This is a genomic window from Pseudomonas sp. GL_139_B (assembly GCF_057834475.1).
On the sequence record NZ_CM174403.1, the window covers coordinates 6,346,898 to 6,371,104 of the forward strand.

Sequence of the window (24,207 nt, forward strand, 5' to 3'; positions counted from 1 at the left end):
GTTTACAAAGGCGCTACTGCGCGGTTTAGAAGCGGTAATTGACGCCGACGGTGAGCGAGCGCTCTGGAGCGGGTTGACGACCCCAAGGACTGGTGTCGATACCGCGGAAGTAGTACTCGCGGTTGAACAGGTTGCTGATGCCCGCGGACGTCGTCAGGACGCTCTTGTCCTCAAGCTTGAACTCACGCTCGATGGCCGTGTTCCAGAGCCAGTAAGCAGGCAGTTTGCCCACGCTGGCCGTAGCGTCTTCATCACCCGAGTTGGCGGCATCGGTGTAGGCGCTGCTGACGTACAAACCGTCGAGGTTGTAGGTCCAGTGCTCGGCGAAACGATAACGACCGTCAACCGTGAACAGATTGCGTGAAGCGAAAGGAACCTCGTTGTCCTTGAACTGGCCGTTGCGTTGTTTGGCATCGAGGTAGGTGTAGCTGGCATGCAGGTCCAGATTACGCATGGCTTCAGGCGTCCAGAAAATCTCGGTCTCGATCCCCTGATGACGCGTGCTGCCGAGGTTTTCAAAACGGTCGGTCGTGGCGTTGTAGGCAATCTGGTCGTCGAAATCGATGCGGAACACATCGAAGTCGGCGCGCAGGCCGTCCCACGGGGTATAGCGCACACCGGTTTCGTAGTTCCATGCCAGTTCAGCACCTACATCGCCTTCCTTGACGATCTGTGTGACTTGCGGCGGACGAAGGGACTTCTGGGCATCGGCGTAGACGAACCAGGCGTCGGAGACTTGATAACCTGCAGTCAGGCCCGGCAACCATTCTTCGGACTTGTTCTCGTGCTGGAACCCGGTGATGCCGTCACTGTAATCCATGCGGGCGTTTTCGTAGCGCACGCCGGGGGTGATGGTCAGGCGATGATCGAGCAGGCTGATGGCGTTGTTGATGTAGAACGCGCGGGCGTCATCGTCGAACTTCCAGTCGCGGAACGGCGCCGTCACGCCGGTAGCGAGGCTCTGGCGGTTGACCTTGTAATCGATGTCTTCGCTGACATAACGGGCGCCCATCAACCAGGTCTGGCCGACCGTATCGCCATCAATGGTGCCGCTGATGCGCGGCTCCGTGCCCCAGACTTTAAAATCGCGTGGGCCGTCCTGTTTGGTCACCGGCGTACCGTCGGGGGTGAACGGCAGACCGACCACGAAGTTACGGTAGCTGTCGTGGGCGAAGTTGGTCCAGCTGAACTCTACTGAATCGAACGGCCCCATGGCACCCAGGCGCTGGGTATAGGTGCCCCAGACGCGATTGGTATCGCCCTCGAAACGGTCCAGCGGACGCGTCGATTGCCGCGGATCATCCTTGTAATCCTTCACGCTGAGCGCGCCGGCCAGTTCCATGTCGGCCTTGTAGCGCTGAATACCGAAGGACAGATCGCGATCGTCGCCGATGTTCCACTGGCCGCGCAGACGGTAGTTCTGCACATCCGTATCGGAGTGCTCACGACCGTATTCGCCACCCAGCGTATTGAGGTCCAGTTGCAGGCCGAAGTTGTCCGTCAGGTAGCCGCCGGTGCCTACATAGTTGTCCCACAACTGGCGGCCGCCAGGGTTGAATGTCAACTTCTCCTGCAGAGTGGTTTCCCATTCACGCGGAATCGGCTTGCTGATGAAGTTAATCACTCCGCCCACGTTGTTCGGACCGTATTGCACCGCTGCGCCCCCACGCACGACGTCAATTCGATCGACAGTGGCCATGGTCACCGGGAACAGTGACAGCCCCGTTTGGCCGTACGGTGCCAGTGCCAGGGGAATGCCATCCGACAATGCTTGAATCCGGCCGCTGCGACTCTCGTACAGCCCGCGTACCGAGATCTGTGGCAAGACACCGGTGCCGGTTTCGTCGAAGATCTTGATGCCCGGTACCCGTTGCAGCGCGTCGTCCACACCGCGGACGCTGGCTTTACTCAGTTCGCTGGAGTCGACAACGCTTCGGCTGCCAGCATAGGTGCGCACTTCCTGATCGCTAGCCGTTCCGAGAACGTCACCTTGAATGACCGTAGGTGCCAGATCCAGGCTATCGGCAGGTTCGGTAGACGATGTGGTGGGTTGATCGGCAGCGATGGCACCGTGGCAGATGCCCAGTGTGATAAGGCTGAGTGAAAAGAGCAGGTGTTTTGTTGTTTTCATCTGGACTACGTTGGCTCATTTTTTCTGTTGGAGAGAATGCAGGTGGGCTTTTAATGCGTTATGCAGCAAGCCCCGGTCTTCACCGGCCAGATAGCTTCTGATCCCACGAGCTCGCCATAGCGTGTTCTGTTCGGCAGTGCGGGGGTTAGCGCAGAAAGGTATTGAGGCTTCGAGGCAGGCATCGGCCATGTATTGCAGCAGTTGCCAGACTTGAGGGTTGAGCGGGTCGGGTCCCAGACCAAGATCGAGCGACAGATCCAGTGCGCCCTCCATGATCATGCCGACCCCCGGCAGTCGCAGGATTTCGCCGAGAGCGGCGACCCCTGCCCTGCTTTCGATCATGGGAATAATGGGGGTCTGACGATTGGCCAGTTCGATGTATTCGGGTAAAGGAAGGCGACCAAATCCGGTGATGCGTCCACCGGTTATCCCGCGTTTTCCCAAGGGTGGAAACCGGGCTGCATCGATGGCGCGCTGAACTTGCGCCGCACTTTCGGCGCGTGACAGGACAATGGCCTCGATACCGGCGTCCAGTGCTCGACCGATCAGTTTTTCGTCCACTTGCGGTATGCGCAGCCAAGCCGAAATGCCAGCGGCTTCACAAGCGCGAACGCAATGCATGATGTCTTCTTCGGAACGCAGTAAGTGTTCCAGGTCGAGAATCACAAAGTCGTAGCCCGCAAACGCAAGCATTTCGCAGAGCAGCGGTGACGGTAGGGAGTTGAGCAGGCCGTAGACGTTTTTCCCTTCTTGTATCCGGGAAAATACCGGTGATGTTCCTATCACAAACGCAGTCCTTTAGGTCGGAATGCGCTAATAGTAATCATTTACATTTATAAGTAAATGCTTTTTAGGTATCCAATGACTTTCCGATCCATTTTCCTGGCGCTTGCAGATTGACGCTGATGGCGAATCGACCCAGCTGTCGAGCAGCTTTTTGCTTGGGGGTCACTGCATTGGGGGCCGGCCGAAACGCGTCATTGAGCGTCGATGAGGCAGCGAAGCTCGGCGGCCTACACCGCAGAAAGATATTCAGAAAGAATGGTCGCCCCGACAATCATCAACACGACACCGCCGACGATCATCCTGGCAGACGAGAAGAGGAGTAACGCTGCCGCTGAGCTGAAGCAGGTCGTGGCCGGGGTAACCAGCCACCCGCAACAGTTTTATTCTTCAGCGACAGCTTTTTCATCTAAATCCAGTTTCGATAACCTGTGGATAACTTATTCCACCGTCACCGACTTCGCCAAGTTACGTGGCTGGTCAACGTCCGTGCCTTTCAACACAGCAACGTAGTACGACAACAACTGTAGCGGGATGGTGTAGAGGATCGGCGACAGGATGTCGTGGATGTGCGGCATGTGCACCACGTGCGTGCCTTCACCATTGGTCATGCCGGCCTGCTCGTCTGCGAAGACGATCAATTGACCACCACGGGCGCGGACTTCCTGGAGGTTGGATTTGAGCTTCTCCAGCAGCTCGTTGTTCGGCGCCACGGTCACCACGGGCATGTCGTTATCCACAAGCGCCAACGGGCCGTGTTTCAGCTCGCCAGCCGGGTAGGCTTCAGCGTGGATGTAAGAGATTTCCTTGAGTTTCAGGGCCCCTTCCATCGCTACCGGGAACTGCGCGCCACGGCCGAGGAACAGCGTGTGGTTCTTCTCGGCGAACAGTTCGGCGATTTTCTCGACGGTGCTGTCCATGGCCAAAGCTTCGCCCAAGCGAGTTGGCAGACGACGCAATTCTTCAACCAGAGTGGCTTCGACGCCTTTGGCCAATGTGCCGCGAACCTGACCCAACGACAAGGTCAGTAGCAGCAGGCCGACCAGTTGAGTGGTGAAGGCTTTGGTCGACGCCACGCCAATTTCGCGACCGGCCTGGGTCAGCAGGGTCAAGTCAGATTCACGCACCAGCGAACTGATGCCGACGTTGCAGATTGCCAGGCTGGCGAGGAAACCCAGTTCCTTGGCGTTGCGCAGTGCGGCGAGGGTGTCGGCGGTTTCACCAGACTGGGAAATGGTCACGAACAGGGTGTCAGGCTGCACCACGACTTTGCGGTAGCGGAATTCGCTGGCCACTTCGACCTGGCACGGTATGCCGGCCAGCTCTTCAAGCCAGTAACGGGCAACCATACCGGCGTGATAGCTGGTGCCGCAGGCAACGATCTGTACGTTGCGCACTTTGGCGAACAGCTCGGCAGCCTGTGGACCGAAGGCTTGTACCAGCACGCCGTTGGGGCTCAGGCGACCTTCGAGGGTGCGCTGAACTACAGAGGGTTGCTCGTGGATTTCCTTGAGCATGAAGTGGCGGAATTCGCCCTTGTCCGCCGCTTCGGCACCGTCACGGTATTGCACGGTTTCGCGCTCGACGGCTTTGCCATCAACGTCCCAGATATGCACGCTGTCGCGGCGAATTTCGGCGATATCGCCTTCTTCCAGGTACATGAAACGGTCAGTGACCTGACGCAAGGCCAGTTGGTCGGAAGCGAGGAAGTTTTCACCCAAGCCCAGACCAATCACCAACGGGCTGCCGCTGCGAGCGGCGACCAGACGATCCGGTTGCCGGGCACTGATGACCGCCAGGCCATAGGCGCCGTGCAGCTCTTTGACAGTCGCCTTGAGGGCCGCAGTCAGGTCGGGCAAATCCTTGAGTTTGTGGTTCAGCAGGTGAGCGATGACTTCGGTGTCGGTGTCCGAGGTGAACACATAACCCAAGGCTTTCAGCTGCTCACGCAGGGATTCGTGGTTTTCAATGATGCCGTTATGCACCACGGCCAGGTCGCCGGAGAAATGCGGGTGGGCGTTGCGCTCGCATGGCGCGCCGTGCGTGGCCCAGCGGGTATGGGCGATGCCGAGGCGACCGACCAGTGGCTCTGCCTTGAGTGCCAGTTCCAGCTCGCTGACCTTGCCCGGACGACGCATGCGCTCGAGTTTTTCATCGTTGGTGAAGACCGCCACGCCGGCGCTGTCATAGCCACGGTATTCCAGGCGTTTGAGGCCTTCGAGCAGGATGGCGGTGATGTTACGTTCTGCGACTGCGCCGACAATTCCACACATGCTATTTCTCCTGACTGACAGCCGCGCAAATCAAATTGATTCCGCGGGCCTGAATCTGATCGCGTGCGGCAAGCGAAAGGCGATCATCGGTAATAAGGGTATGGACGCTGCTCCACGGCAGCTCCAGGTTGGGGATTTTTCGGCCGATCTTGTCGGCCTCCACCATCACGACGACTTCGCGGGCGACTTCTGCCATGACCCGGCTCAGCCCCAGCAATTCGTTGAAAGTGGTGGTACCGCGGACCAGATCGATGCCATCGGCACCGATAAAAAGTTGGTCAAAATCGTAAGAGCGCAGGACCTGCTCGGCGACCTGCCCCTGAAAGGACTCGGAATGCGGGTCCCAGGTGCCACCGGTCATCAACAGCACCGGCTCGTGCTCGAGCTCGCTCAACGCATTGGCAACGTGCAACGAGTTAGTCATCACCACCAGCCCCGGCTGTTGACCGAGTTCCGGAATCATCGCGGCCGTGGTGCTGCCGCTGTCGATGATGATCCGCGCATGCTCACGAATCCGCGTGACAGCGGCGCGGGCAATGGCTTGTTTGTACTTTGAGACGGGTTGGCCGATGTCCGCGACCAGTTCCTGAGGCATGGTGATCGCTCCGCCATAACGACGCAGCAGCAGGCCATTACTCTCCAGCGCCGCCAGATCCTTGCGAATCGTAACTTCCGACGTTTCGAAGCGCTTTGCCAGCTCGTCCACACTGACTTCGCCCTGCTCATTGAGCAAGGTAAGGATATTGTGCCGGCGTTGGGGTGTATTGCGCTTCGACATGGGCTTTTAAGTTTCGATTCGAAAGATAACGGAACCAATCAAAACCTATCGGCGAAACTTCGTCAAGCAGGGTGCGATAAAATGTCTGTGGATAAAAGCATCGCGGGCAAGCCCGCTCCCACACATCATCCGAAATTCCTGTGGGAGCGGGCTTGCCCGCGATTACGACGGATCAGGCTGTGAATAACTTAGCCTTGGAATATCACTGTGGATAACTCAACTCTTCTTAACTTTCTCCGGCCGCTTCCAGCCATCAATGTTCTTCTGCCGTGCCCGGCCCACTGCCAACTGTAAGTTATCCACATTCTGCGTAATGGTCGAACCGGCCGCCGTGGTTGCACCGGCAGAGATATCCACAGGCGCCACCAACGAGTTGTTGGAACCGATGAACACATCTTCACCCACCATGGTTTTCCACTTGTTGACGCCGTCATAGTTGCAGGTGATGGTGCCCGCGCCAATGTTGGTGCGCGCACCGATCTCGGCGTCCCCAAGGTAAGACAGATGACCGGCTTTCGCGCCTTCGCCCAGGTGGGCGTTCTTCAACTCAACAAAGTTACCCACATGCGCGCGAGCCTCAAGTACGGTACCCGGACGCAGACGCGCGAACGGACCGGCATCGCTGCCCTCGCCCAGAATTGCGCCTTCGATATGGCTGTTGGCCTTGATCACTACACCTTTGCGCAGGGTGCTGTCCTTGATCACACAGTTCGGGCCGATCACCACGTCGTCTTCGATGACTACTTTGCCTTCTAGGATCACGTTGATGTCGATCAGCACATCGCGGCCGACAGTGACTTGACCACGCACATCGAAACGAGCCGGGTCACGCAGGGTCACGCCTTGAGCCATCAACCGGCGGCCAGCGCGCAATTGATAGTGACGCTCAAGTTCGGAAAGTTGCTTGCGGTCATTGGCGCCCTGGACTTCCATGGCGTCATGAGGTTGCTCGGTGGCCACCACCAGTCCATCGCTGACCGCCATGGCGATCACGTCGGTCAGGTAGTACTCGCCCTGGGCATTGTTGTTGGAGAGACGACTCATCCAGCCACCCAGTTGTGCGAAAGGCAGGGCGAGAATGCCGGTGTTGCCTTCAGTGATCGCACGCTCGTCTTCGTTGGCATCTTTTTGCTCAACGATGGCCGTGACCTTGCCAGCGGCATCGCGAACGATGCGGCCGTAACCGGTCGGGTCGTCCAGTTCAACAGTCAGCAAGCCCAGCTGCTGCGCCGCCACTTTCTTGAGCAGGCGTTGCAGGGTTTCGACTTCAATAAGCGGCACGTCACCGTAGAGAATCAGTACGGTATCGGACTCAATGAACGGTACGGCCTGAGCCACTGCATGACCGGTACCCAGTTGTTTGTCCTGCAGGACGAAATTCAGATCATCCGCCGCCAAGCGCTCACGTACGGCTTCGGCGCCATGGCCGATCACCACATGGATGCGCTGTGGATCAAGTTGGCGGGCGCTGTGGATAACATGGCCAAGCATTGAGTTGCCGGCAATCGGGTGCAGAACTTTCGGCAATGCCGAACGCATGCGGGTGCCTTGGCCAGCAGCGAGGATAACGATTTCAAGAGACATGACTGGCTACCAATCCTGGGTGGTCAACGGCTGACCAGATTATGAAATTCGGAAAAGAAAAAAGGGTAGCCGAGGCTACCCTTTTTAATCAATCGCACAACAAGTCGAGGACGGATTAACCGCCGAACTTTTTGCGGATCTGCTGGACGGTGCGCAGCTGAGCTGCAGCCTCGGCCAGACGTGCGGAAGCAGAACCGTAATCGAATTCTGCGCCGCGTTCATGCAAGGCCTTCTCGGCAGCCTTAACGGCTGCTTGAGCGGAGGCTTCATCCAGGTCGGCAGCACGTTGCACGGTGTCGGCAAGAACCTTGACCATGTTCGGCTGAACCTCGAGGAAACCACCCGAGATGTAAAACACCTCAGCTTCCCCGCCCTGCTTGATCAGGCGGATCGGACCCGGCTTGAGATTAGTGATCAGCGGCGCGTGACCCAGGGCGATACCAAGATCACCCAGTGCACCGTGCGCAATCACCATCTCGACCAGGCCGGAAAAGATTTCTCCTTCCGCGCTGACGATATCGCAATGGACTGTCATAGCCATCTGATTGCCTCAACCTAAATTAGCGCCCGTTTCCGGGCGCCGGGATTACAGTTTCTTGGCTTTCTCGATCGCTTCTTCGATGCCGCCGACCATGTAGAACGCTTGTTCTGGCAGGTGGTCGTAGTCACCGTTGAGGATGCCTTTGAAGCCAGCAATGGTGTCTTTCAGGGAAACATATTTACCCGAAGAACCGGTGAAGACTTCTGCCACGAAGAACGGCTGCGACAAGAAACGCTGGATCTTACGAGCACGGTTTACCAACTGCTTGTCTTCTTCAGACAGCTCGTCCATACCCAGGATCGCAATGATGTCCTTCAGTTCTTTGTAACGCTGCAGAACATACTGTACACCGCGAGCGGTATCGTAGTGGTCCTGGCCGATTACGTTCGGGTCCAGCTGGCGCGAAGTCGAGTCGAGTGGATCGATTGCTGGGTAGATACCCAGGGAAGCGATGTCACGGGACAGAACGACGGTGGCGTCCAAGTGGGCGAAAGTGGTCGCTGGCGACGGGTCGGTCAAGTCATCCGCAGGTACGTATACCGCCTGGATCGAGGTGATCGAGCCATTCTTGGTCGAAGTGATACGCTCTTGCAGAGTACCCATCTCTTCGGCCAGGGTCGGCTGGTAACCTACTGCGGAAGGCATACGGCCCAGCAGTGCGGATACTTCAGTACCGGCCAGGGTGTAACGATAGATGTTGTCGACGAACAGCAGAACGTCGTTACCTTCGTCTCGGAACTTCTCGGCCATGGTCAGGCCGGTCAGTGCTACGCGCAGACGGTTACCCGGCGGCTCGTTCATCTGACCGTAAACCAGTGCCACTTTGTCCAGAACGTTGGAGTCCTTCATCTCGTGGTAGAAGTCGTTACCCTCACGAGTACGCTCACCCACACCGGCGAACACGGAATAACCGCTGTGCTCGATGGCGATGTTACGGATCAGTTCCATCATGTTTACGGTTTTGCCTACACCGGCACCACCGAACAGACCAACTTTACCACCCTTGGTGAACGGGCAAACCAGGTCAATAGCCTTGATACCGGTTTCCAGCAGGTCGTTGCCGCCCGCTTGTTCAGCGAAGGTTGGCGCAGGACGGTGAATGCCCCAGCGCTCTTCGGTGTCGATCGGGCCAGCTTCGTCGATCGGGTTGCCCAGTACGTCCATGATCCGGCCCAGCGTCGCTTTACCGACCGGTACGGAGATGGCGGAACCGGAGTCGATGACGTCCAGACCACGCTTCAAGCCCTCGGTGGAGCCCATCGCAATGGTACGAACCACGCCGTCGCCCAGCTGTTGCTGAACTTCCAGAGTGGTTGCGGCCGCGCTTTGTACAGTCAGCGCGTTGTAGATGCTCGGTACGCTGTCGCGTGGGAATTCCACGTCGATAACGGCGCCGATGATTTGAACGATACGTCCGCTACTCATAGCTGGATCCTCTGAATATTTGAACCGTTAAACCGCGGCAGCGCCGCCGACGATTTCCGAGATCTCTTGGGTGATCGCAGCCTGACGCGCCTTGTTGTAGATCAGCTGCAAATCGCTGATCAAATCACCGGCGTTGTCGGTAGCGTTCTTCATCGCGATCATCCGCGCAGCTTGTTCAGCCGCGTTGTTCTCGACCACCGACTGGTAGACCTGCGACTCCACGTAACGAACCATCAAGCCGTCAAGCAGCTCTTTGGCGTCCGGTTCGTAGAGATAGTCCCAGTGGTGCTTGAGTCCTTGATCCGGGGTTGCCACCAGTGGAATCAACTGCTCCACGGTAGGCGATTGCGTCATGGTGTTGATGAACTTGTTGGACACCACGGACAGGCGGTCAATACGGCCGTCCAGGTAGGCATCCAGCATCACCTTGACGCTGCCGATCAGATCATTGATCGACGGCTCTTCACCCAGGTGGCTGATAGCTGCTACGACGTTGCCGCCGAAGTTGCGGAAGAAAGCCGCACCCTTGCTACCCACTACACACAGATCAATCTCGACGCCGTTTTCGCGGTTTACCGCCATGTCCTTGACCAGGGCCTTGAACAGGTTGGTGTTCAAACCACCACACAAACCACGGTCAGAGCTCACCACAACGTAACCGACGCGCTTTACTTCACGCTCGATCATGAACGGGTGGCGATATTCCGGGTTGGCGTTGGCCAAATGACCAATAACCTGGCGGATGCGCTCCGCGTAAGGACGGCTAGCAGCCATGCGCATTTGTGCCCTGCGCATTTTACTGACCGCCACTTTTTCCATGGCGCTGGTAATCTTTTGCGTGCTTTTGATGCTCGCAATCTTACTGCGAATCTCTTTTGCGCCTGCCATGTAACACCTATCAGGTTAGCAAGCGGGAGCCTTGCGGCTCCCGCTGCGGCTTACCAGGTTTGGGTCGCCTTGAACTTCTCGATACCGGCTTTCATGCCCGCATCGATTTCGTCGTTGAAGTCGCCCTTCACGTTGATCTTCGCCATCAAATCGGCGTGATCGCGGTTGAAGAAGGAAATCAGCGCTTGTTCAAAGCTACCGATCTTGGCGATTGCGACGTCAGTCAGGAACCCACGCTCAGCGGCATACAGCGACAGCGCCATGTCAGCAATCGACATTGGTGCGTATTGCTTCTGCTTCATCAGCTCGGTAACGCGCTGACCATGGTCAAGTTGCTTACGGGTCGCTTCGTCCAGGTCAGATGCAAACTGGGCGAATGCCGCCAGTTCACGGTACTGAGCCAGAGCGGTACGGATACCACCGGAGAGCTTCTTGATGATCTTGGTCTGAGCAGCACCACCCACACGGGATACCGAAACACCGGCGTTCACTGCAGGACGGATCCCGGAGTTGAAAATGGCCGATTCCAGGAAGATCTGACCGTCAGTGATGGAAATCACGTTGGTCGGAACGAACGCGGAAACGTCGCCAGCCTGGGTTTCGATGATCGGCAGCGCGGTCAGGGAACCGGTTTTGCCGGTCACTGCGCCGTTGGTGAACTTCTCTACGTACTCTTCCGAAACGCGGGATGCGCGCTCCAGCAGACGGGAGTGGAGATAGAACACGTCGCCTGGGTAAGCTTCACGGCCTGGTGGACGGCGCAGCAGCAGAGAAATCTGGCGATAAGCCACAGCCTGCTTGGACAGATCGTCATAAACGATCAGCGCGTCTTCACCGCGGTCGCGGAAGAATTCACCCATGGTGCAACCGGCGTAAGGTGCCAGGTATTGCAGTGCTGCAGATTCCGAAGCGCTCGCTGCCACAATGATCGTGTTAGCCAGTGCGCCGTTTTCTTCCAGCTTGCGAACAATGTTAGCGATGGTCGATTGTTTCTGACCGATGGCTACATAGACGCAGAAGATTCCGCTGTTTTTCTGGTTGATGATCGCGTCGATCGCCAGAGCGGTTTTACCGATCTGACGGTCACCGATGATCAGCTCACGCTGGCCACGGCCGACAGGGATCATGGCATCGACAGCCTTGTAGCCAGTCTGTACAGGCTGGTCTACCGACTTACGCCAGATCACGCCTGGAGCAACTTTCTCGACCGCGTCGGTCAAGGTGTTGTTCAGCGGGCCTTTGCCATCAATCGGGTTACCCAGTGCGTCGACTACGCGACCCAGCAGTTCCTTACCAACCGGAACTTCGAGGATGCGGCCAGTGCACTTGGCGCTCATGCCTTCAGCCAGAGACTGGTATGCGCCCAATACAACGGCACCTACAGAGTCTTGCTCCAGGTTGAGAGCCATACCGAAGACGCCGCCCGGAAACTCGATCATCTCGCCGTACATTACGTCGGCCAGACCGTGAATCCGCACGATACCGTCAGATACGCTGACGACAGTGCCTTCGTTACGGGCTTGGGAGGTCACATCGAGCTTGTCGATGCGGCCCTTGATAATTTCACTTATTTCGGAAGGATTGAGTTGCTGCATTGCTCTGCTGCCCCTTCAAACTCAAGATTTCAATGCTTCGGCAAGGCTCGCGAGTTTGCCGCGAACCGAGCCATCGATAACCAGGTCGCCGGCGCGGATGACAATGCCCCCAATAAGGGATTTGTCTTCCTCGACTTGCAGGCGCACTTCCCGGTTGAGTCGTGCACTGAGAACCTTGGCGAGTTTGTCTTGCTGTTCTTGGTTCAATGCAAAAGCACTGGTCACTTCAACGTCTACCGATTTCTCTTGTTCGGCCTTGTACAGGTCGAACAGAGCGGATATCTCCGGCAACAGCGGGAGACGGTCGTTTTCGGCAACGACGTTGATGAAGTTCTGTGCCTTGGCATCAAACTTGTCGCCGCACACGTCAATAAACGTGGCGGCCTTGTCTGCGCTCGTCAGTCGCGGGGCCTTGAGCACGCGCTGCATGGTGTCGTCTTGCGACACTGCTGCAGCCAGGCCGAGCATGGCTGACCAAGAGGCCAGTTGCTGGTGGGCCTGGGCGTGCTCGAAGGCTGCCTTAGCGTAAGGTCGGGCCAACGTGGTCAATTCTGCCATGATCGCCCTCGCTTAAATTTCAGCAGCCAGTTTGTTTACCAGCTCCGCGTGCGCGTTTTGATCGATTGTGGAACCCAGGATCTTCTCGGCGCCGGAGACTGCCAGGCTACCCAGTTGGGCACGCAGCGCGTCTTTGACACTGTTCAGTTCCTGTTCGATCTCGGCCTGAGCCTGAACCTTCACACGGTCAGCGTCGATACGGGCTTTTTCAACAGCCTCTTCAACAATCTGGTTACCGCGTTTCTTGGCTTGCTCAATGATTTCGGCTGCCTGAGCTTTAGCTTCGCGCAGTTGTTGACCCGCTTTATCTTGGGCCAATTCCAGGTCGCGAGCTGCTCGGGCGGCAGCGTCCAGTCCATCCGCAATCTTCTTCTGACGTTCGTGCAAAGCCGCGATGACCGGAGGCCACACGAACTTCATGCAAAACAGTACAAAAATGAAGAACGCAACGGACTGGCCAATCAGGGTTGCATTAATGTTCACGCCAACACCTCGCTCGTTCGTTACACATCACACCAACTACTCGAAGGTTCGAGTAATTAGCCAGCGAGTTGACCAACGAATGGGTTCGCGAAGGTGAAGAACAGAGCGATACCAACACCGATCATGGTTACGGCGTCGAGCAGACCGGCAACGATGAACATTTTAACCTGGAGCATTGGAACCATTTCTGGCTGACGCGCTGCGCCTTCCAGGAACTTGCCGCCCAACAGGCCGAAACCAATTGCGGTACCCAGTGCGCCCAGGCCGATCAACAGTGCAACAGCGATAGCGGTTAGACCAACTACAGTTTCCATCTTTCCTCCCGACTTTTACGTCGTATGGTTTAGGTTTTTTAGATTTTAAAGCGGTAAAACAAATCGTTTCATAGCCCTGTTCGGGCACCCACCCGTTTGACCGAGTGGGACATCAGACTAGTCGAAACTGGTCTTAATGGTTCTCTTCGTGCGCCATCGACAGGTAAACGATGGTCAGCATCATGAAGATAAACGCCTGCAGGGTGATGATCAGGATGTGGAACACAGCCCACGCCCACTGCAGAACAATACCCAGGCCGCTAAGCCAGAGCAGACCGCTGCCGAACATCACAGCAATCAGAATGAAGACCAGCTCGCCGGCATACATGTTGCCGAACAGACGCAGTGCCAGGGAGATAGGTTTGGCCACCAGCGTCACGAACTCCAGCAGGAAGTTCACCGGAATCAGCAGGGCTTGAACGGCAATGTTCTTGCTGCTGAAAGGGTGCAGGGTCAGTTCGCCGAGGAAGCCGCCGATGCCCTTGACCTTGATGCTGTAGAAAATGATCAACGCGAACACCGACAGGGCCATGCCCAGGGTAGCGTTCGGGTCAGTGGTCGATACGGCACGGAACGGAATGTGATGGTCGCCGGTAATCAGGATGGCCAGCTGAGGAATCCAGTCGACCGGAATCAGGTCGACGGCGTTCATCAGGAACACCCAGACGAAGATGGTCAGTGCCAGCGGTGCAATCACTGGGCTACGGCCATGGAAGCTGTCTTTCACGCTGCCATCGACGAATTCGACCATTACTTCAACGAAGTTCTGCAAAGCACCAGGCTGACCGGAAGTCGCTTTCTTTGCCGCCATGCGGAAAAGAAGAACGAAGATCAGACCCAACGCGACCGACCAGCCGAGGGTATCGACGTGGAAAGCCCAGAAGCCCATTTCTTTGGCTTCTGCTGCGGTGTGGGCAAAACCCCATCCGCCAGTTGGATGCTGACCGAAAGTCAGGTTCTGCAAGTGGTGCTGGATATAGCCCGAAGCGGTTGTTTCTGCCATGGTTGCCTCAAACGCCCTAAGGTCTCGAAAGTCTTGTTCTCATCAGCAGGGGCGCGAACCAGCTGACCAGTTGGGTCAACACGAAGACGCCGAATACAGCTAGCGGCGCCAATGGCTTCACACCTGCAAACGTCAGTGCAAAGAGCACGGCCGTCAAAATCAGTTTGCCCGCCTCGCCGGCATAAAATGACCGGACGATGGCTTGAGCTGCTCGGGCGCCGGAAAACCGAAATGCCCTGTGAGCGAAATAAACATTGGGAAGCAAGGCTATCAGGCCTCCGCAGAGTCCTGAGTACCCGGCTACGACTCCATGCCAGTACCAGAGCGCCAAGGCGGCCAGTACCAAGACGACAAATTGAGCCAGTAATACCGGAAAAACTGCCAGGCGATGGAACGGCAAGCGGTTTGGCATGCGGCTCTCCATCGTTTTCGCTCCCCAATGATCGGCTGCCAGAATTCAATAACTTGGCATAATTTGTGCCGACAAAATGCGCGCAGAGTATAGGGGCGGTTCCGCCCCTATTCAACTGTCAGGTAGTGATTTCCGACTGCACGCTACATGAGGAAATGTTTCAACGAATGTGTGCAAGCACACCCTGCAACTCGTCGAGGGAGTTGTAACCAATAACCAACTGCCCTTTCCCCTTCTTACCGTGGCGAATCTGCACCGCAGAGCCTAGGCGTTCGGCCAGACGCTGCTCAAGTCGGGTTATATCCGGGTCCGGCTTTACCGGTTCAGCAGGCTCCTGTTTGCCACTCAACCACTGGCGAACCAGTGCTTCAGTCTGGCGAACAGTCAGCCCCCGTGCGACAACGTGTCGCGCCCCTTCTACCTGTTGATTCTCCGGCAAACCGAGCAAAGCACGCGCATGACCCATTTCCAGGTCCCCGTGCGACAGCATGGTTTTGATAACTTCCGGCAACGCGATCAAGCGTAGCAGGTTGGCCACGGTCACGCGGGATTTGCCCACCGCTTCAGCAACCTGTTGCTGAGTCAGCTGGAATTCCTGCTGCAAACGCTGCAATGCCACCGCTTCTTCGATCGGATTGAGGTCTTCACGCTGGATGTTCTCGATCAGCGCCATAGCGATGGCCGTTTCATCCGGCACATCGCGGACCATCGCCGGGATGGTTTCCTGACCGGCCTGTTGGCTCGCGCGCCAGCGGCGTTCACCGGCGATGATTTCGAAGCGACCACTTCCTATCGGGCGGACCACGATCGGTTGCATCACACCTTGGGCCTTGATCGACTGCGCCAATTCTTCCAGCGCTTGAGGATCCATATCCCGACGGGGTTGGTACTTGCCCCGCTGGATCAGGTCCAGGGGCAGGTGCTGCAGCTCACGCTGGTCAGCTTGCACCGCTTGTTCTTCCAGCGAGCTGACAGTCGGACCACTCAGCAGTGCATCCAGTCCACGTCCGAGACCTCGTTTCTTGACGGCCATGGGGATTCCTTAAGTTGCCTGAGCAGCGGCGGTGCGTGAGTTTTTGCGTTGACGGCGAACCATCTCGCCCGCCAAAGCCAGATAGGCAATGGCACCCCGTGATGACTTGTCGTACGCCAATGCCGGCATCCCGTAACTAGGCGCTTCGGCCAGGCGGATGTTGCGCGGGATCACGGTGTCGTAGAGCTGCTCGCCGAAGTGTTCCTTGAGCTGTGCCGATACATCGTTCATCAGGCTCAAGCGCGGGTCGTACATAGTCCGCAACAAGCCTTCGACTTTCAGATTCGGGTTCAGCAGTTCGGCGATGCGCTTGATGTTATCCACAAGGTCGCTCAGACCTTCCAACGCGAAGTACTCGCACTGCATGGGGATAATCACCCCATCAGCAGCAACCAGTGCGTTCAGCGTGAGCATCGACAACGACGGCGGGCAGTCGATCAAAATGTAATCGTAGTTTTCACGGATCGGCGCCAACGCACTGCGCAGGCGACTTTCCTTCATCTGCATTTCCAGCAGAACCACTTCAGCCGCTGTCAGGTCACGGTTTGCCGGCAACAACTGGTAACCACCGTGTTCGGAGAAATGCATGGCCTGGGCCAGGTCGCATTCACCGATCAGCAAGTCGTAGACCGAGTTTTCCAGACCGTGTTTATCCACACCGCTACCCATGGTGGCGTTGCCCTGTGGATCGAGATCGATCAGCAACACCCTACGCTTGGTAGCGACGAGGGAAGCTGCGAGGTTGATGCAGGTGGTGGTTTTACCCACACCACCCTTTTGGTTCGCAATCGCGAATACCTTAGCCATTCTTGCTTGTGTTCCCAATCATGCCGTGCGGCGCAGTATCAGCAGATGGCGTTGGCCTTGGCAACCAGGTACGGCCAGGGCGTGTTCGCTATCGAGGTGGAAGTCTGCCGGCAATGCTACCAGCTCATCGGCCGGATGAACGCCCTTCATTGCCAGCCAGCGTGTATCGGCGTCGCCGAGATGGCGAGTCCAGTTGCTGAAGTTCTCCATGCTGCTGAACGCCCGGGAAATGATCCCGTTGAATGGCTGTGCAGGCTGGAAAGCTTCGACGCGACTGTGGATAACTTGCAGGTTATCCAGTTTGAGTTCGAGTTTGACCTGGGTCAGGAAGCGGGTTTTCTTGCCGTTGCTGTCCAGGCAGGTCACTTGGGACTCTGGGAACAGGATGGCCAAAGGAATGCCCGGCATGCCGCCGCCGCTGCCAACATCCAGCCAGCGACCGTTTTCGATGAACGACATCACGCTCAAACTATCGAGCAGGTGCCGAGAGACCATTTCGTCCGGATCGCGCACGGCGGTCAGGTTGTAGGCCTTGTTCCATTTGATCAACAGGGCCAGATAACCCAGCAACTGCGTGTGCTGGGTTTCTGTCAGTGTGACACCGAGCTGGCGAGCACCTGTGGATAACTCTTCGGCGTGTTGCGAGGTGACCAACGAACTCAAGCGCTTTGCTCCAACTGACGGCCCGCGCCGCGTTTTTTCAAATGAATCATCAACAGCGAAATGGCTGCCGGGGTTACGCCCGGGATACGTGACGCCTGGCCCAAAGTTTCTGGACGGGTCGCGCCGAGCTTGCTCTGGATCTCTTTGGAGAGACCGGAAATATTTGTGTAATCGATATCCACAGGCAGTTTTGTATCTTCGCTGGCCCTCAGGCGTGCGATTTCATCCTGTTGACGGTCGATGTAGCCAGCGTACTTGGTCTTGATTTCGACCTGTTCCGCGACCTGTGGATCTTCCGCGCCCCCGCCAGTCACGGAGATCAGACCGGCGTAGTCGATTTCCGGACGGCTCAGCAGGTTGAGCAAATTGTATTCGTGGGTCAGCGGCGTACCAAACTTCTCGGAAATCGCATCGCCCTGCTCGGTGCCCGGGCGAACCCAGGTACTTTTCAGACGCTGTTCTTCCAGGTCGATGCTTTCGCGTTTCTTGCAGAACGCCGCCCAACGCGCGTCATCGACCAGACCCAGCTCGCGACCTTTTTCGGTCAAGCGCAGGTCCGCGTTGTCTTCGCGCAGGATCAGGCGGTACTCGGCACGGGAGGTAAACATCCGGTACGGCTCTTGAGTACCGAGCGTAATCAGGTCGTCGACCAACACGCCAATGTACGCCTCGTCGCGACGCGGGCACCAGGCATCTTTGCCCTGCGCGCGCAGTGCAGCGTTGGCACCGGCCAGCAAACCTTGGGCGCCAGCTTCTTCGTAACCGGTGGTGCCATTGATTTGTCCGGCGAAAAACAGACCGCCGATGACTTTGGTTTCCAGGCTGTACTTCAGGTCACGCGGATCGAAGTAGTCGTACTCGATGGCGTAACCAGGACGAACGATGTGCGCGTTTTCCATGCCACGGATCGATTGCACGATCTGCAATTGCACGTCGAACGGCAAGGAGGTGGATATCCCGTTCGGGTACAGCTCGTGAGTGGTCAAACCTTCCGGCTCGATAAAGACCTGGTGGCTTTCCTTGTCGGCAAAGCGGTGGATCTTGTCTTCGATCGAAGGGCAATAACGCGGGCCAATACCTTCGATCACACCGGAATACATCGGCGAACGATCAAGGTTGGAGGCAATGATTTCGTGAGTCCGGGCGTTCGTGTGGGTAATCCAGCAGCTTACCTGTTTTGGATGCTGCTCTTTGGACCCCATGAACGACATTACCGGGATCGGTGTATCGCCTGCTTGCTCGGTCATGACCGAGAAATCCACAGAACGACCGTCGATCCGCGGTGGCGTACCGGTTTTCAGGCGACCTACACGCAATGGCAATTCACGCAGACGGTGAGCCAGGGCAATCGAAGGCGGATCACCGGCACGACCGCCGGAGTAATTTTGCATTCCGATGTGGATAAGTCCGCCGAGGAAGGTGCCAGTGGTCAACACCACGGATTCCGCGAAGAAACGCAGGCCCATTTGGGTGACAACACCACGCACTTGTTCCTGCTCGACGATCAAGTCGTCAGCGGCCTGCTGAAATATCCACAGGTTCGGCTGGTTTTCCAATGCTTCGCGGACAGCGGCTTTGTAGAGGACACGGTCTGCCTGAGCGCGAGTTGCACGCACGGCCGGGCCTTTGCGGCTGTTCAACACGCGAAATTGAATACCACCTTTGTCGGTAGCCATGGCCATCGCGCCACCAAGGGCGTCGATTTCTTTTACCAGATGACTTTTACCGATCCCACCAATGGCGGGGTTGCAACTCATTGCTCCGAGGGTTTCCACGTTATGCGTCAGCAACAGGGTTTTTGCACCCATACGTGCTGAGGCCAGTGCTGCCTCGGTACCGGCATGACCGCCGCCGATGACGATCACTTCAAAACGGGAAGGGAAATCCACCACGCACCTCGTGCCTGCTTCAGTTAGGTAATCAGGAATAGTTTGAGCTCAGGTTTCTGGACCTGGTCGGCAAGTATAGGGACTTAGTCCTTCCTAAAGAACCCTTTGCACAAAATTTAACCAGCTGTGGAGAAGTCGGGGTTATAGAAATTAAAAAGAGAGAAATTTATTAAATCTTTGTTTTTATGTTTATTTCTACTGAGGCACCTTTCTGTGGATAGATTGCTACAGGCCTTTATATTCAATGTGTACAGAGATTCAAAACCCTGTGGTCATGTACCAACGAGGGCCTTGGATAACCGGTTTAAGCCTGTGGATGAAAGCGATGGTTATCCACAGATGAGGTTATCTTCAGATTTCAGGCCCTGTTATCAACCGCCCTCAGTGGCAGTTATTCACAGGGCTTAATCCACAGAAAAGCGCTCGTCGGGTTAATTCCGGGCGAGGGAAAACCGCTCAAGCAGAAATTATCTGCTCGGCACTGAGGGAAGATTTTTCAAAAAGAGGGGGACAGACAGGCGCGAATGGCCTGTCTGTGGACAACTGGAGAGTTATTTACCGATGCAGAAGCTGGAAAAGATTCGTCCCAACAGGTCATCGGAGCTGAATGCACCGGTGATTTCACCTAGCGAGTGCTGCGCCTGACGCAAATCCTCGGCCAACAGCTCGCCGGCACCTGCCAGGGTCAATTGCGCGCGGCCATGCTCAAGGGATGCACTAGCATGACGCAGGGCCTCAAGGTGACGCCTGCGTGCGCTGAAGCTGCTTTCCGACGTCTGATCGTAACCCATGCAGGCCTTGAGATGATCGCGCAGTAACTCCAGGCCTTCGCCAGCAGATTTGGCACTCAAGCTGATGGTGACGTGGCCATCCTCACTGATTTCCAGGGCAATGGCTTCGCCCGTCAGATCAGCCTTGTTACGAATCAGCGTGACTTTCGCAGGATCGGGGCGGATTTCGAGGAATTCCGGCCACAATGCGAAGGGGTCCAACGCTTCAGGCGCCGTCGCATCGACGACCAGCAACACGCGATCCGCTTCGCCGATGGCCTTTAATGCCCGTTCGACACCGATTTTTTCCACATGATCGTCGGTATCTCGCAGACCAGCGGTATCAACCACGTGCAGCGGCATGCCATCAATGTGGATATGTTCGCGAAGAATGTCCCGGGTTGTGCCGGCAATTTCGGTCACGATCGCAGCTTCCCGACCTGCCAAGGCATTCAACAAGCTGGATTTACCGGCATTCGGCCGACCGGCAATCACCACCGTCATTCCGTCCCGAAGCAAGGCACCTTGCCCGGCTTCGCGCAGCACTGTGGACAGTTCATTGCGTACTTTGTCGAGCATGGCCAATACATGACCATCGGCAAGGAAGTCGATTTCTTCCTCTGGAAAGTCGATGGCCGCCTCGACATAGATACGCAGGCCTATCAGTTGCTCGGTGAGGTTATGCACACGCTGAGAAAAGGCGCCTTGCAAGGAGCGCAGTGCGTTTCGTGCCGCTTGTGCAGAACTCGCCTCGATCAAATCGGCGATGGCTTCAGCCTGAGCCAGGTCGAGTTTGTCATTGAGGAAGGCGCGCTCACTGAACTCACCCGGACGGGCGAGACGACAGCCCAGTTCCAGGCAACGCTTGAGCAACATATCCAGAACGATCGGTCCGCCATGGCCCTGCAGTTCAAGTACGTCTTCGCCGGTGAAGGAGTTCGGTTCCGGGAAAAATAACGCGATGCCTTCGTCCAGCACCTCTTCGTTTTCACTGAGAAACGGTCCGTAATGGGCAAACCGGGGTTTAAGGTCCCGACCGCTGATGGCCTTGGCCGCAAGGCTCGCCAACGGTCCGGAAATACGGACGATGCCCACACCGCCACGACCTTGAGCGGTAGCCACGGCTGCAATGGTTTCACGAGGAGCGCTCATAAACCGGTATCCAGACAAAAGAGACAGATAGCAAAACGCCCCACTAGGGGGCGTTTTGAGTGGTTATCCACAGTGTAAATCAAGCGGCTGCTTTGGTAGCCCGTTCGATTTTACGAGTGATGTACCACTGTTGAGTGATGGACAGGCAGTTGTTCACAACCCAGTACAGCACCAGACCAGCCGGGAACCACAGGAAGAAGAAGGTGAAGATGATTGGCATCAGCTTCATCACCTTGGCCTGCATCGGGTCCGGAGGTGTCGGGTTCAACTGCTGCTGGATGAACATGGTTGCACCCATGATGATCGGCAGAATGAAGAACGGATCCTTGATCGACAGGTCAGTAATCCACAGCATGAACGGCGCTTGGCGCATTTCAACACTTTCCAGCAGAACCCAGTACAGCGAAAGGAAAACAGGCATCTGCACGAGGATTGGCAAGCAGCCCCCCAGTGGATTGATCTTCTCTTTCTTGTATAGCTCCATCATGGCTTGCGACATTTTCTGCCGGTCATCGCCATGTTGCTCTTTCAGCGCGGCCAGTTTCGGTGCCACTGCACGCATGCGCGCCATGGATTTGTAGCTGGCGGCCGACAGAGGGAAGAAAATCCCTTTGATCAGCATGGTCAGGAAGATGATCGACCAGCCCCAGTTACCGACCAGCGCGTGGATGTGCTGCAACAGCCAGAAGATTGGCTGGGCAATGAACCACAGAATGCCGTAGTCGACGGTCAGTTCCAGACCTGGGGACAACTCTTTCAGTACTGCCTGGCTTTTCGGGCCGGCGTACAGAACAGCGCTGACTTCGCCTTTCGCACCTGGCGCAACAGTAATTGCCGGGGCGGTGTAGCCGATGATGTAGTTGCCTTTGCTGTCTTTACGGGTCTGGACGACATTGTTTTCGCCCTTCGCCGGAATCCACGCAGTCACGAAGTAGTGTTGCAACCAGGCAACCCAACCACCGTTGACGGATTCTTTCAGCTGAGCCTTGTCCATGTCCTTCATCGACACTTTCTTGTACGGCTCGTTACTTGTCCACAGGGCTGCGCCCAAGTAAGTCGCGGTGCCAGTGGCAGTGCTGGAAGAAGGATCGGAGCTGGCATCACGCTTCAGTTGGGCGAACATCGCACCCGACCAGGGCTTGGCGCTTTCGTTATCGATCAGGTAGGAAACCTCTACATCGTACTTGCCACGTTTCAGAGTGAAACGCTTGATGTAGTTGACGCCGTCCTTGCTGAACTTCAGGTCTACGACCAATTGGTCCTGACCATCAGCCAGTTGATAAACCTTCTTCTCCGAGGACCAAACCGGACGACCGGCAGGACTTGCGTCCGGACCGTCAGTGCCGATCAAACCGCTTTGAGCCAGATAAGTCCGCTCGTTGCCGTTATCGAACAACTGGAACGGAATTTCCGGGTGATCCTGGCGACGTGGATACAGCGGCAGCGTCAGCTGGGCAACATCACCACCTTGTGGATCGATGGCCAGGTTGAGCACATCCGTTTTGATCTGGATGAGATCTTTGCTTGCAGCCACTGGAGTTTCAGCAGGTGCAGTGGCACTGGTATCGCTTGCGGCGCGTGGAATGTCGTCACTGACAGAAGCATTATTGCCAGTTGCCGTATCCGGTAGACCCGGTGCGGTAGTACTGGAAGCAACATTCTGAGTCGGCAGGGCAGCCTGGCCATAGTCCTGGTTCCATTTAAGAACCATAACGTAGGACACGATTGCCAGGGCGACGATCAGGATCGTGCGTTTGATATCCATGATTACTCGGCCATCGAAGAAGAACGGGAGGTAGGGATAGATGGAACCGGGTCATAACCACCGGGATTCCACGGATGACAGCGACCTAAACGACGAAAGGCCAGCCAGCCACCGCGCAGAAGACCATGATTTTCTATGGCTTCTAACGCGTAGCAGGAACAACTGGGGTAGAAGCGACAGTGGTTGGCCATCAGAGGACTAATGGCATAGCGATAAAACTGGATCGGAACGAGTGCCAGTTTACGCATCGGGACTGTCTACCCCTACAGTTTCGGTTTTGACTGCTGGTACCGGCGTGCTGCGTGCCAGACGCTTCCAGAGTTTGCCGAAATGCTGAATCAATTCGGGGTTTTCTACGTCACCCAAACCTTTGCGCGCGACGATAACGATGTCCCAGCCGACCAGTGAATCCTGGTGCAGACGGAACGATTCGCGCATCAGACGTTTGAGGCGATTGCGCTCGACGGAGAGCTTTACGCTCTTTTTCCCGATAACCAACCCGAGACGGGGGTGATCAAGATCGTTGTTGCGCGCAAGGAGCAGGAGATTTTTCCCCGGAACCTTGCCGGTAGGGGAGTCAAAGACTGCCTTGAAATGCCGGGGAGTAAGCAGACGCTTTTCCCGACTGAAGTCCTGACTCACCTCCAGTGCCGGCTTATCAAACTGCCAGACGCGCACGACCTTTGGCGCGACGACGCGACAGAACGGCACGACCGTTCTTGGTAGCCATGCGAGCACGGAAACCGTGGGTACGAGCGCGTTTGATAGTGCTTGGTTGGAAAGTACGTTTCATTGTCGTGTTACCTGGTTCGTCCACAACGGGCCGGAATGGCCCCCGTTTTAAGAGACCGGGGATTCTAGAGAAAGCAAGCCTCTAGGTCAATTTCCAACCAGCGTTTCCTTATAAATAGATCTCCAGTGGTTTTTGTTCGTGATTAACCCTTCGTTAGAAATAGAAATAAGAAAGGAATTATTTAAAGCTTTTCTGTAAAGCTTATAAAAGCTAGGTAGGCGATCATCTGTGGATAACTGCCTTGAGGCCTTCTACTACGTGATGTACAGAGAATGACAACTACCGTGGAAAACAGGGGGCAGCCTGTGCTGCACTGTCGGATAACCTGTGTGTGAAAAGGCCAGTTATCCACAGGCTGGTTATCCACCGAGTTTCCCCCCTACTTGTGCAACGACCTTAGACCAGGTTATCCACAGAGCTTATGCACAGACCGCCGGTCGTGTTTTTTGCGTATAAAGCGTTGATTCTTCTTGTCCAGTGATCCACCTACGTGTGGATAAGTCGGCGTCTGGTCGCTACAATGGCCGCTTGTTTTTGCCTCACCGGCTTTCAACTTAGGGGATATCC

At 56.4% G+C, this 24,207-nt stretch carries 23 protein-coding genes; all 23 read right to left on the reverse strand.

Features of this window, described 5'->3' with window-relative positions; translation table 11 throughout:
* Positions 1 to 25: 25 nt before the first annotated feature.
* A complete protein-coding gene (locus AC3ISI_RS29100; protein WP_489334890.1) occupies positions 26 to 2,131 on the reverse strand; it encodes a TonB-dependent receptor family protein in 2,106 nt (701 codons plus the stop codon).
* A gap of 15 nt (positions 2,132 to 2,146) precedes the next feature.
* Positions 2,147 to 2,917, reverse strand: coding sequence for an HpcH/HpaI aldolase family protein (locus AC3ISI_RS29105; RefSeq protein WP_489334892.1), 771 nt, complete (start codon positions 2,915 to 2,917; stop codon positions 2,147 to 2,149).
* Positions 2,918 to 3,354: 437 nt separating this feature from the next.
* On the reverse strand, positions 3,355 to 5,187 hold the full coding sequence (glmS, locus tag AC3ISI_RS29110; protein ID WP_489334893.1) for a glutamine--fructose-6-phosphate transaminase (isomerizing): 1,833 nt from the start codon (positions 5,185 to 5,187) through the stop codon (positions 3,355 to 3,357).
* 1 nt (position 5,188) lies between these two features.
* A complete protein-coding gene (locus AC3ISI_RS29115; RefSeq protein ID WP_477804282.1) occupies positions 5,189 to 5,965 on the reverse strand; it encodes a DeoR/GlpR family DNA-binding transcription regulator in 777 nt (258 codons plus the stop codon).
* 216 nt (positions 5,966 to 6,181) lie between these two features.
* The gene (gene glmU / locus AC3ISI_RS29120; RefSeq protein ID WP_489334894.1) at positions 6,182 to 7,549 is read right to left on the reverse strand and encodes a bifunctional UDP-N-acetylglucosamine diphosphorylase/glucosamine-1-phosphate N-acetyltransferase GlmU; all 1,368 of its coding nucleotides are present in this window, start codon (positions 7,547 to 7,549) and stop codon (positions 6,182 to 6,184) included.
* Positions 7,550 to 7,664: 115 nt separating this feature from the next.
* Positions 7,665 to 8,090 carry a F0F1 ATP synthase subunit epsilon gene (locus tag AC3ISI_RS29125; RefSeq protein ID WP_489334895.1) on the reverse strand — a complete coding sequence of 142 codons (426 nt, stop codon included), beginning with the start codon at positions 8,088 to 8,090 and terminating at the stop codon, positions 7,665 to 7,667.
* Positions 8,091 to 8,135: 45 nt separating this feature from the next.
* Positions 8,136 to 9,515, reverse strand: a complete 1,380-nt coding sequence (atpD, locus tag AC3ISI_RS29130; RefSeq protein ID WP_007948086.1) for a F0F1 ATP synthase subunit beta — start codon at positions 9,513 to 9,515, stop codon at positions 8,136 to 8,138.
* Between the two features lie 27 nt (positions 9,516 to 9,542).
* Positions 9,543 to 10,403, reverse strand: coding sequence for a F0F1 ATP synthase subunit gamma (atpG, locus tag AC3ISI_RS29135; RefSeq protein ID WP_046030892.1), 861 nt, complete (start codon positions 10,401 to 10,403; stop codon positions 9,543 to 9,545).
* A gap of 50 nt (positions 10,404 to 10,453) precedes the next feature.
* Entirely contained in the window at positions 10,454 to 11,998 is a 1,545-nt protein-coding gene (gene atpA / locus AC3ISI_RS29140) for a F0F1 ATP synthase subunit alpha (RefSeq protein WP_007948088.1), read from the reverse strand.
* A 21-nt stretch (positions 11,999 to 12,019) separates the two neighbouring features.
* Positions 12,020 to 12,556, reverse strand: coding sequence for a F0F1 ATP synthase subunit delta (locus tag AC3ISI_RS29145; protein WP_008027533.1), 537 nt, complete (start codon positions 12,554 to 12,556; stop codon positions 12,020 to 12,022).
* Positions 12,557 to 12,568: 12 nt separating this feature from the next.
* Complete coding sequence (locus AC3ISI_RS29150; protein WP_007948090.1) at positions 12,569 to 13,039, reverse strand: F0F1 ATP synthase subunit B; 471 nt, start codon at positions 13,037 to 13,039, stop codon at positions 12,569 to 12,571.
* Positions 13,040 to 13,095: 56 nt separating this feature from the next.
* Entirely contained in the window at positions 13,096 to 13,353 is a 258-nt protein-coding gene (atpE, locus tag AC3ISI_RS29155) for a F0F1 ATP synthase subunit C (RefSeq protein ID WP_002555987.1), read from the reverse strand.
* Positions 13,354 to 13,486: 133 nt separating this feature from the next.
* Complete coding sequence (atpB, locus tag AC3ISI_RS29160) at positions 13,487 to 14,356, reverse strand: F0F1 ATP synthase subunit A (RefSeq protein WP_489334896.1); 870 nt, start codon at positions 14,354 to 14,356, stop codon at positions 13,487 to 13,489.
* Positions 14,357 to 14,372: 16 nt separating this feature from the next.
* The gene (locus AC3ISI_RS29165) at positions 14,373 to 14,780 is read right to left on the reverse strand and encodes a F0F1 ATP synthase subunit I (protein ID WP_489334897.1); all 408 of its coding nucleotides are present in this window, start codon (positions 14,778 to 14,780) and stop codon (positions 14,373 to 14,375) included.
* Between the two features lie 148 nt (positions 14,781 to 14,928).
* Positions 14,929 to 15,801 carry a ParB/RepB/Spo0J family partition protein gene (locus tag AC3ISI_RS29170; protein WP_480418920.1) on the reverse strand — a complete coding sequence of 291 codons (873 nt, stop codon included), beginning with the start codon at positions 15,799 to 15,801 and terminating at the stop codon, positions 14,929 to 14,931.
* A gap of 9 nt (positions 15,802 to 15,810) precedes the next feature.
* Positions 15,811 to 16,608, reverse strand: a complete 798-nt coding sequence (locus AC3ISI_RS29175) for a ParA family protein (RefSeq protein ID WP_007948095.1) — start codon at positions 16,606 to 16,608, stop codon at positions 15,811 to 15,813.
* Positions 16,609 to 16,626: 18 nt separating this feature from the next.
* On the reverse strand, positions 16,627 to 17,271 hold the full coding sequence (gene rsmG, locus AC3ISI_RS29180; protein ID WP_489334898.1) for a 16S rRNA (guanine(527)-N(7))-methyltransferase RsmG: 645 nt from the start codon (positions 17,269 to 17,271) through the stop codon (positions 16,627 to 16,629).
* Positions 17,268 to 19,160, reverse strand: a complete 1,893-nt coding sequence (mnmG, locus tag AC3ISI_RS29185) for a tRNA uridine-5-carboxymethylaminomethyl(34) synthesis enzyme MnmG (protein WP_489334899.1) — start codon at positions 19,158 to 19,160, stop codon at positions 17,268 to 17,270. The genes rsmG and mnmG overlap by 4 nt, the downstream gene beginning before the upstream one ends.
* Positions 19,161 to 19,711: 551 nt before the next feature.
* Positions 19,712 to 21,082 (reverse strand): tRNA uridine-5-carboxymethylaminomethyl(34) synthesis GTPase MnmE, encoded by a 1,371-nt coding sequence (gene mnmE / locus AC3ISI_RS29190; protein WP_489334900.1) that lies wholly within the window; start codon positions 21,080 to 21,082, stop codon positions 19,712 to 19,714.
* A 79-nt stretch (positions 21,083 to 21,161) separates the two neighbouring features.
* Positions 21,162 to 22,847 (reverse strand): membrane protein insertase YidC, encoded by a 1,686-nt coding sequence (yidC, locus tag AC3ISI_RS29195; protein ID WP_489334901.1) that lies wholly within the window; start codon positions 22,845 to 22,847, stop codon positions 21,162 to 21,164.
* 2 nt (positions 22,848 to 22,849) lie between these two features.
* Positions 22,850 to 23,095, reverse strand: coding sequence for a membrane protein insertion efficiency factor YidD (yidD, locus tag AC3ISI_RS29200; RefSeq protein ID WP_201115586.1), 246 nt, complete (start codon positions 23,093 to 23,095; stop codon positions 22,850 to 22,852).
* Positions 23,088 to 23,489 carry a ribonuclease P protein component gene (gene rnpA, locus AC3ISI_RS29205; protein ID WP_027926203.1) on the reverse strand — a complete coding sequence of 134 codons (402 nt, stop codon included), beginning with the start codon at positions 23,487 to 23,489 and terminating at the stop codon, positions 23,088 to 23,090. Before rnpA ends, yidD begins: the two co-directional genes overlap by 8 nt.
* A 16-nt stretch (positions 23,490 to 23,505) precedes the next feature.
* Positions 23,506 to 23,640 carry a 50S ribosomal protein L34 gene (gene rpmH, locus AC3ISI_RS29210; protein ID WP_003213577.1) on the reverse strand — a complete coding sequence of 45 codons (135 nt, stop codon included), beginning with the start codon at positions 23,638 to 23,640 and terminating at the stop codon, positions 23,506 to 23,508.
* Between the last annotated feature and the right edge of the window lie 567 nt (positions 23,641 to 24,207).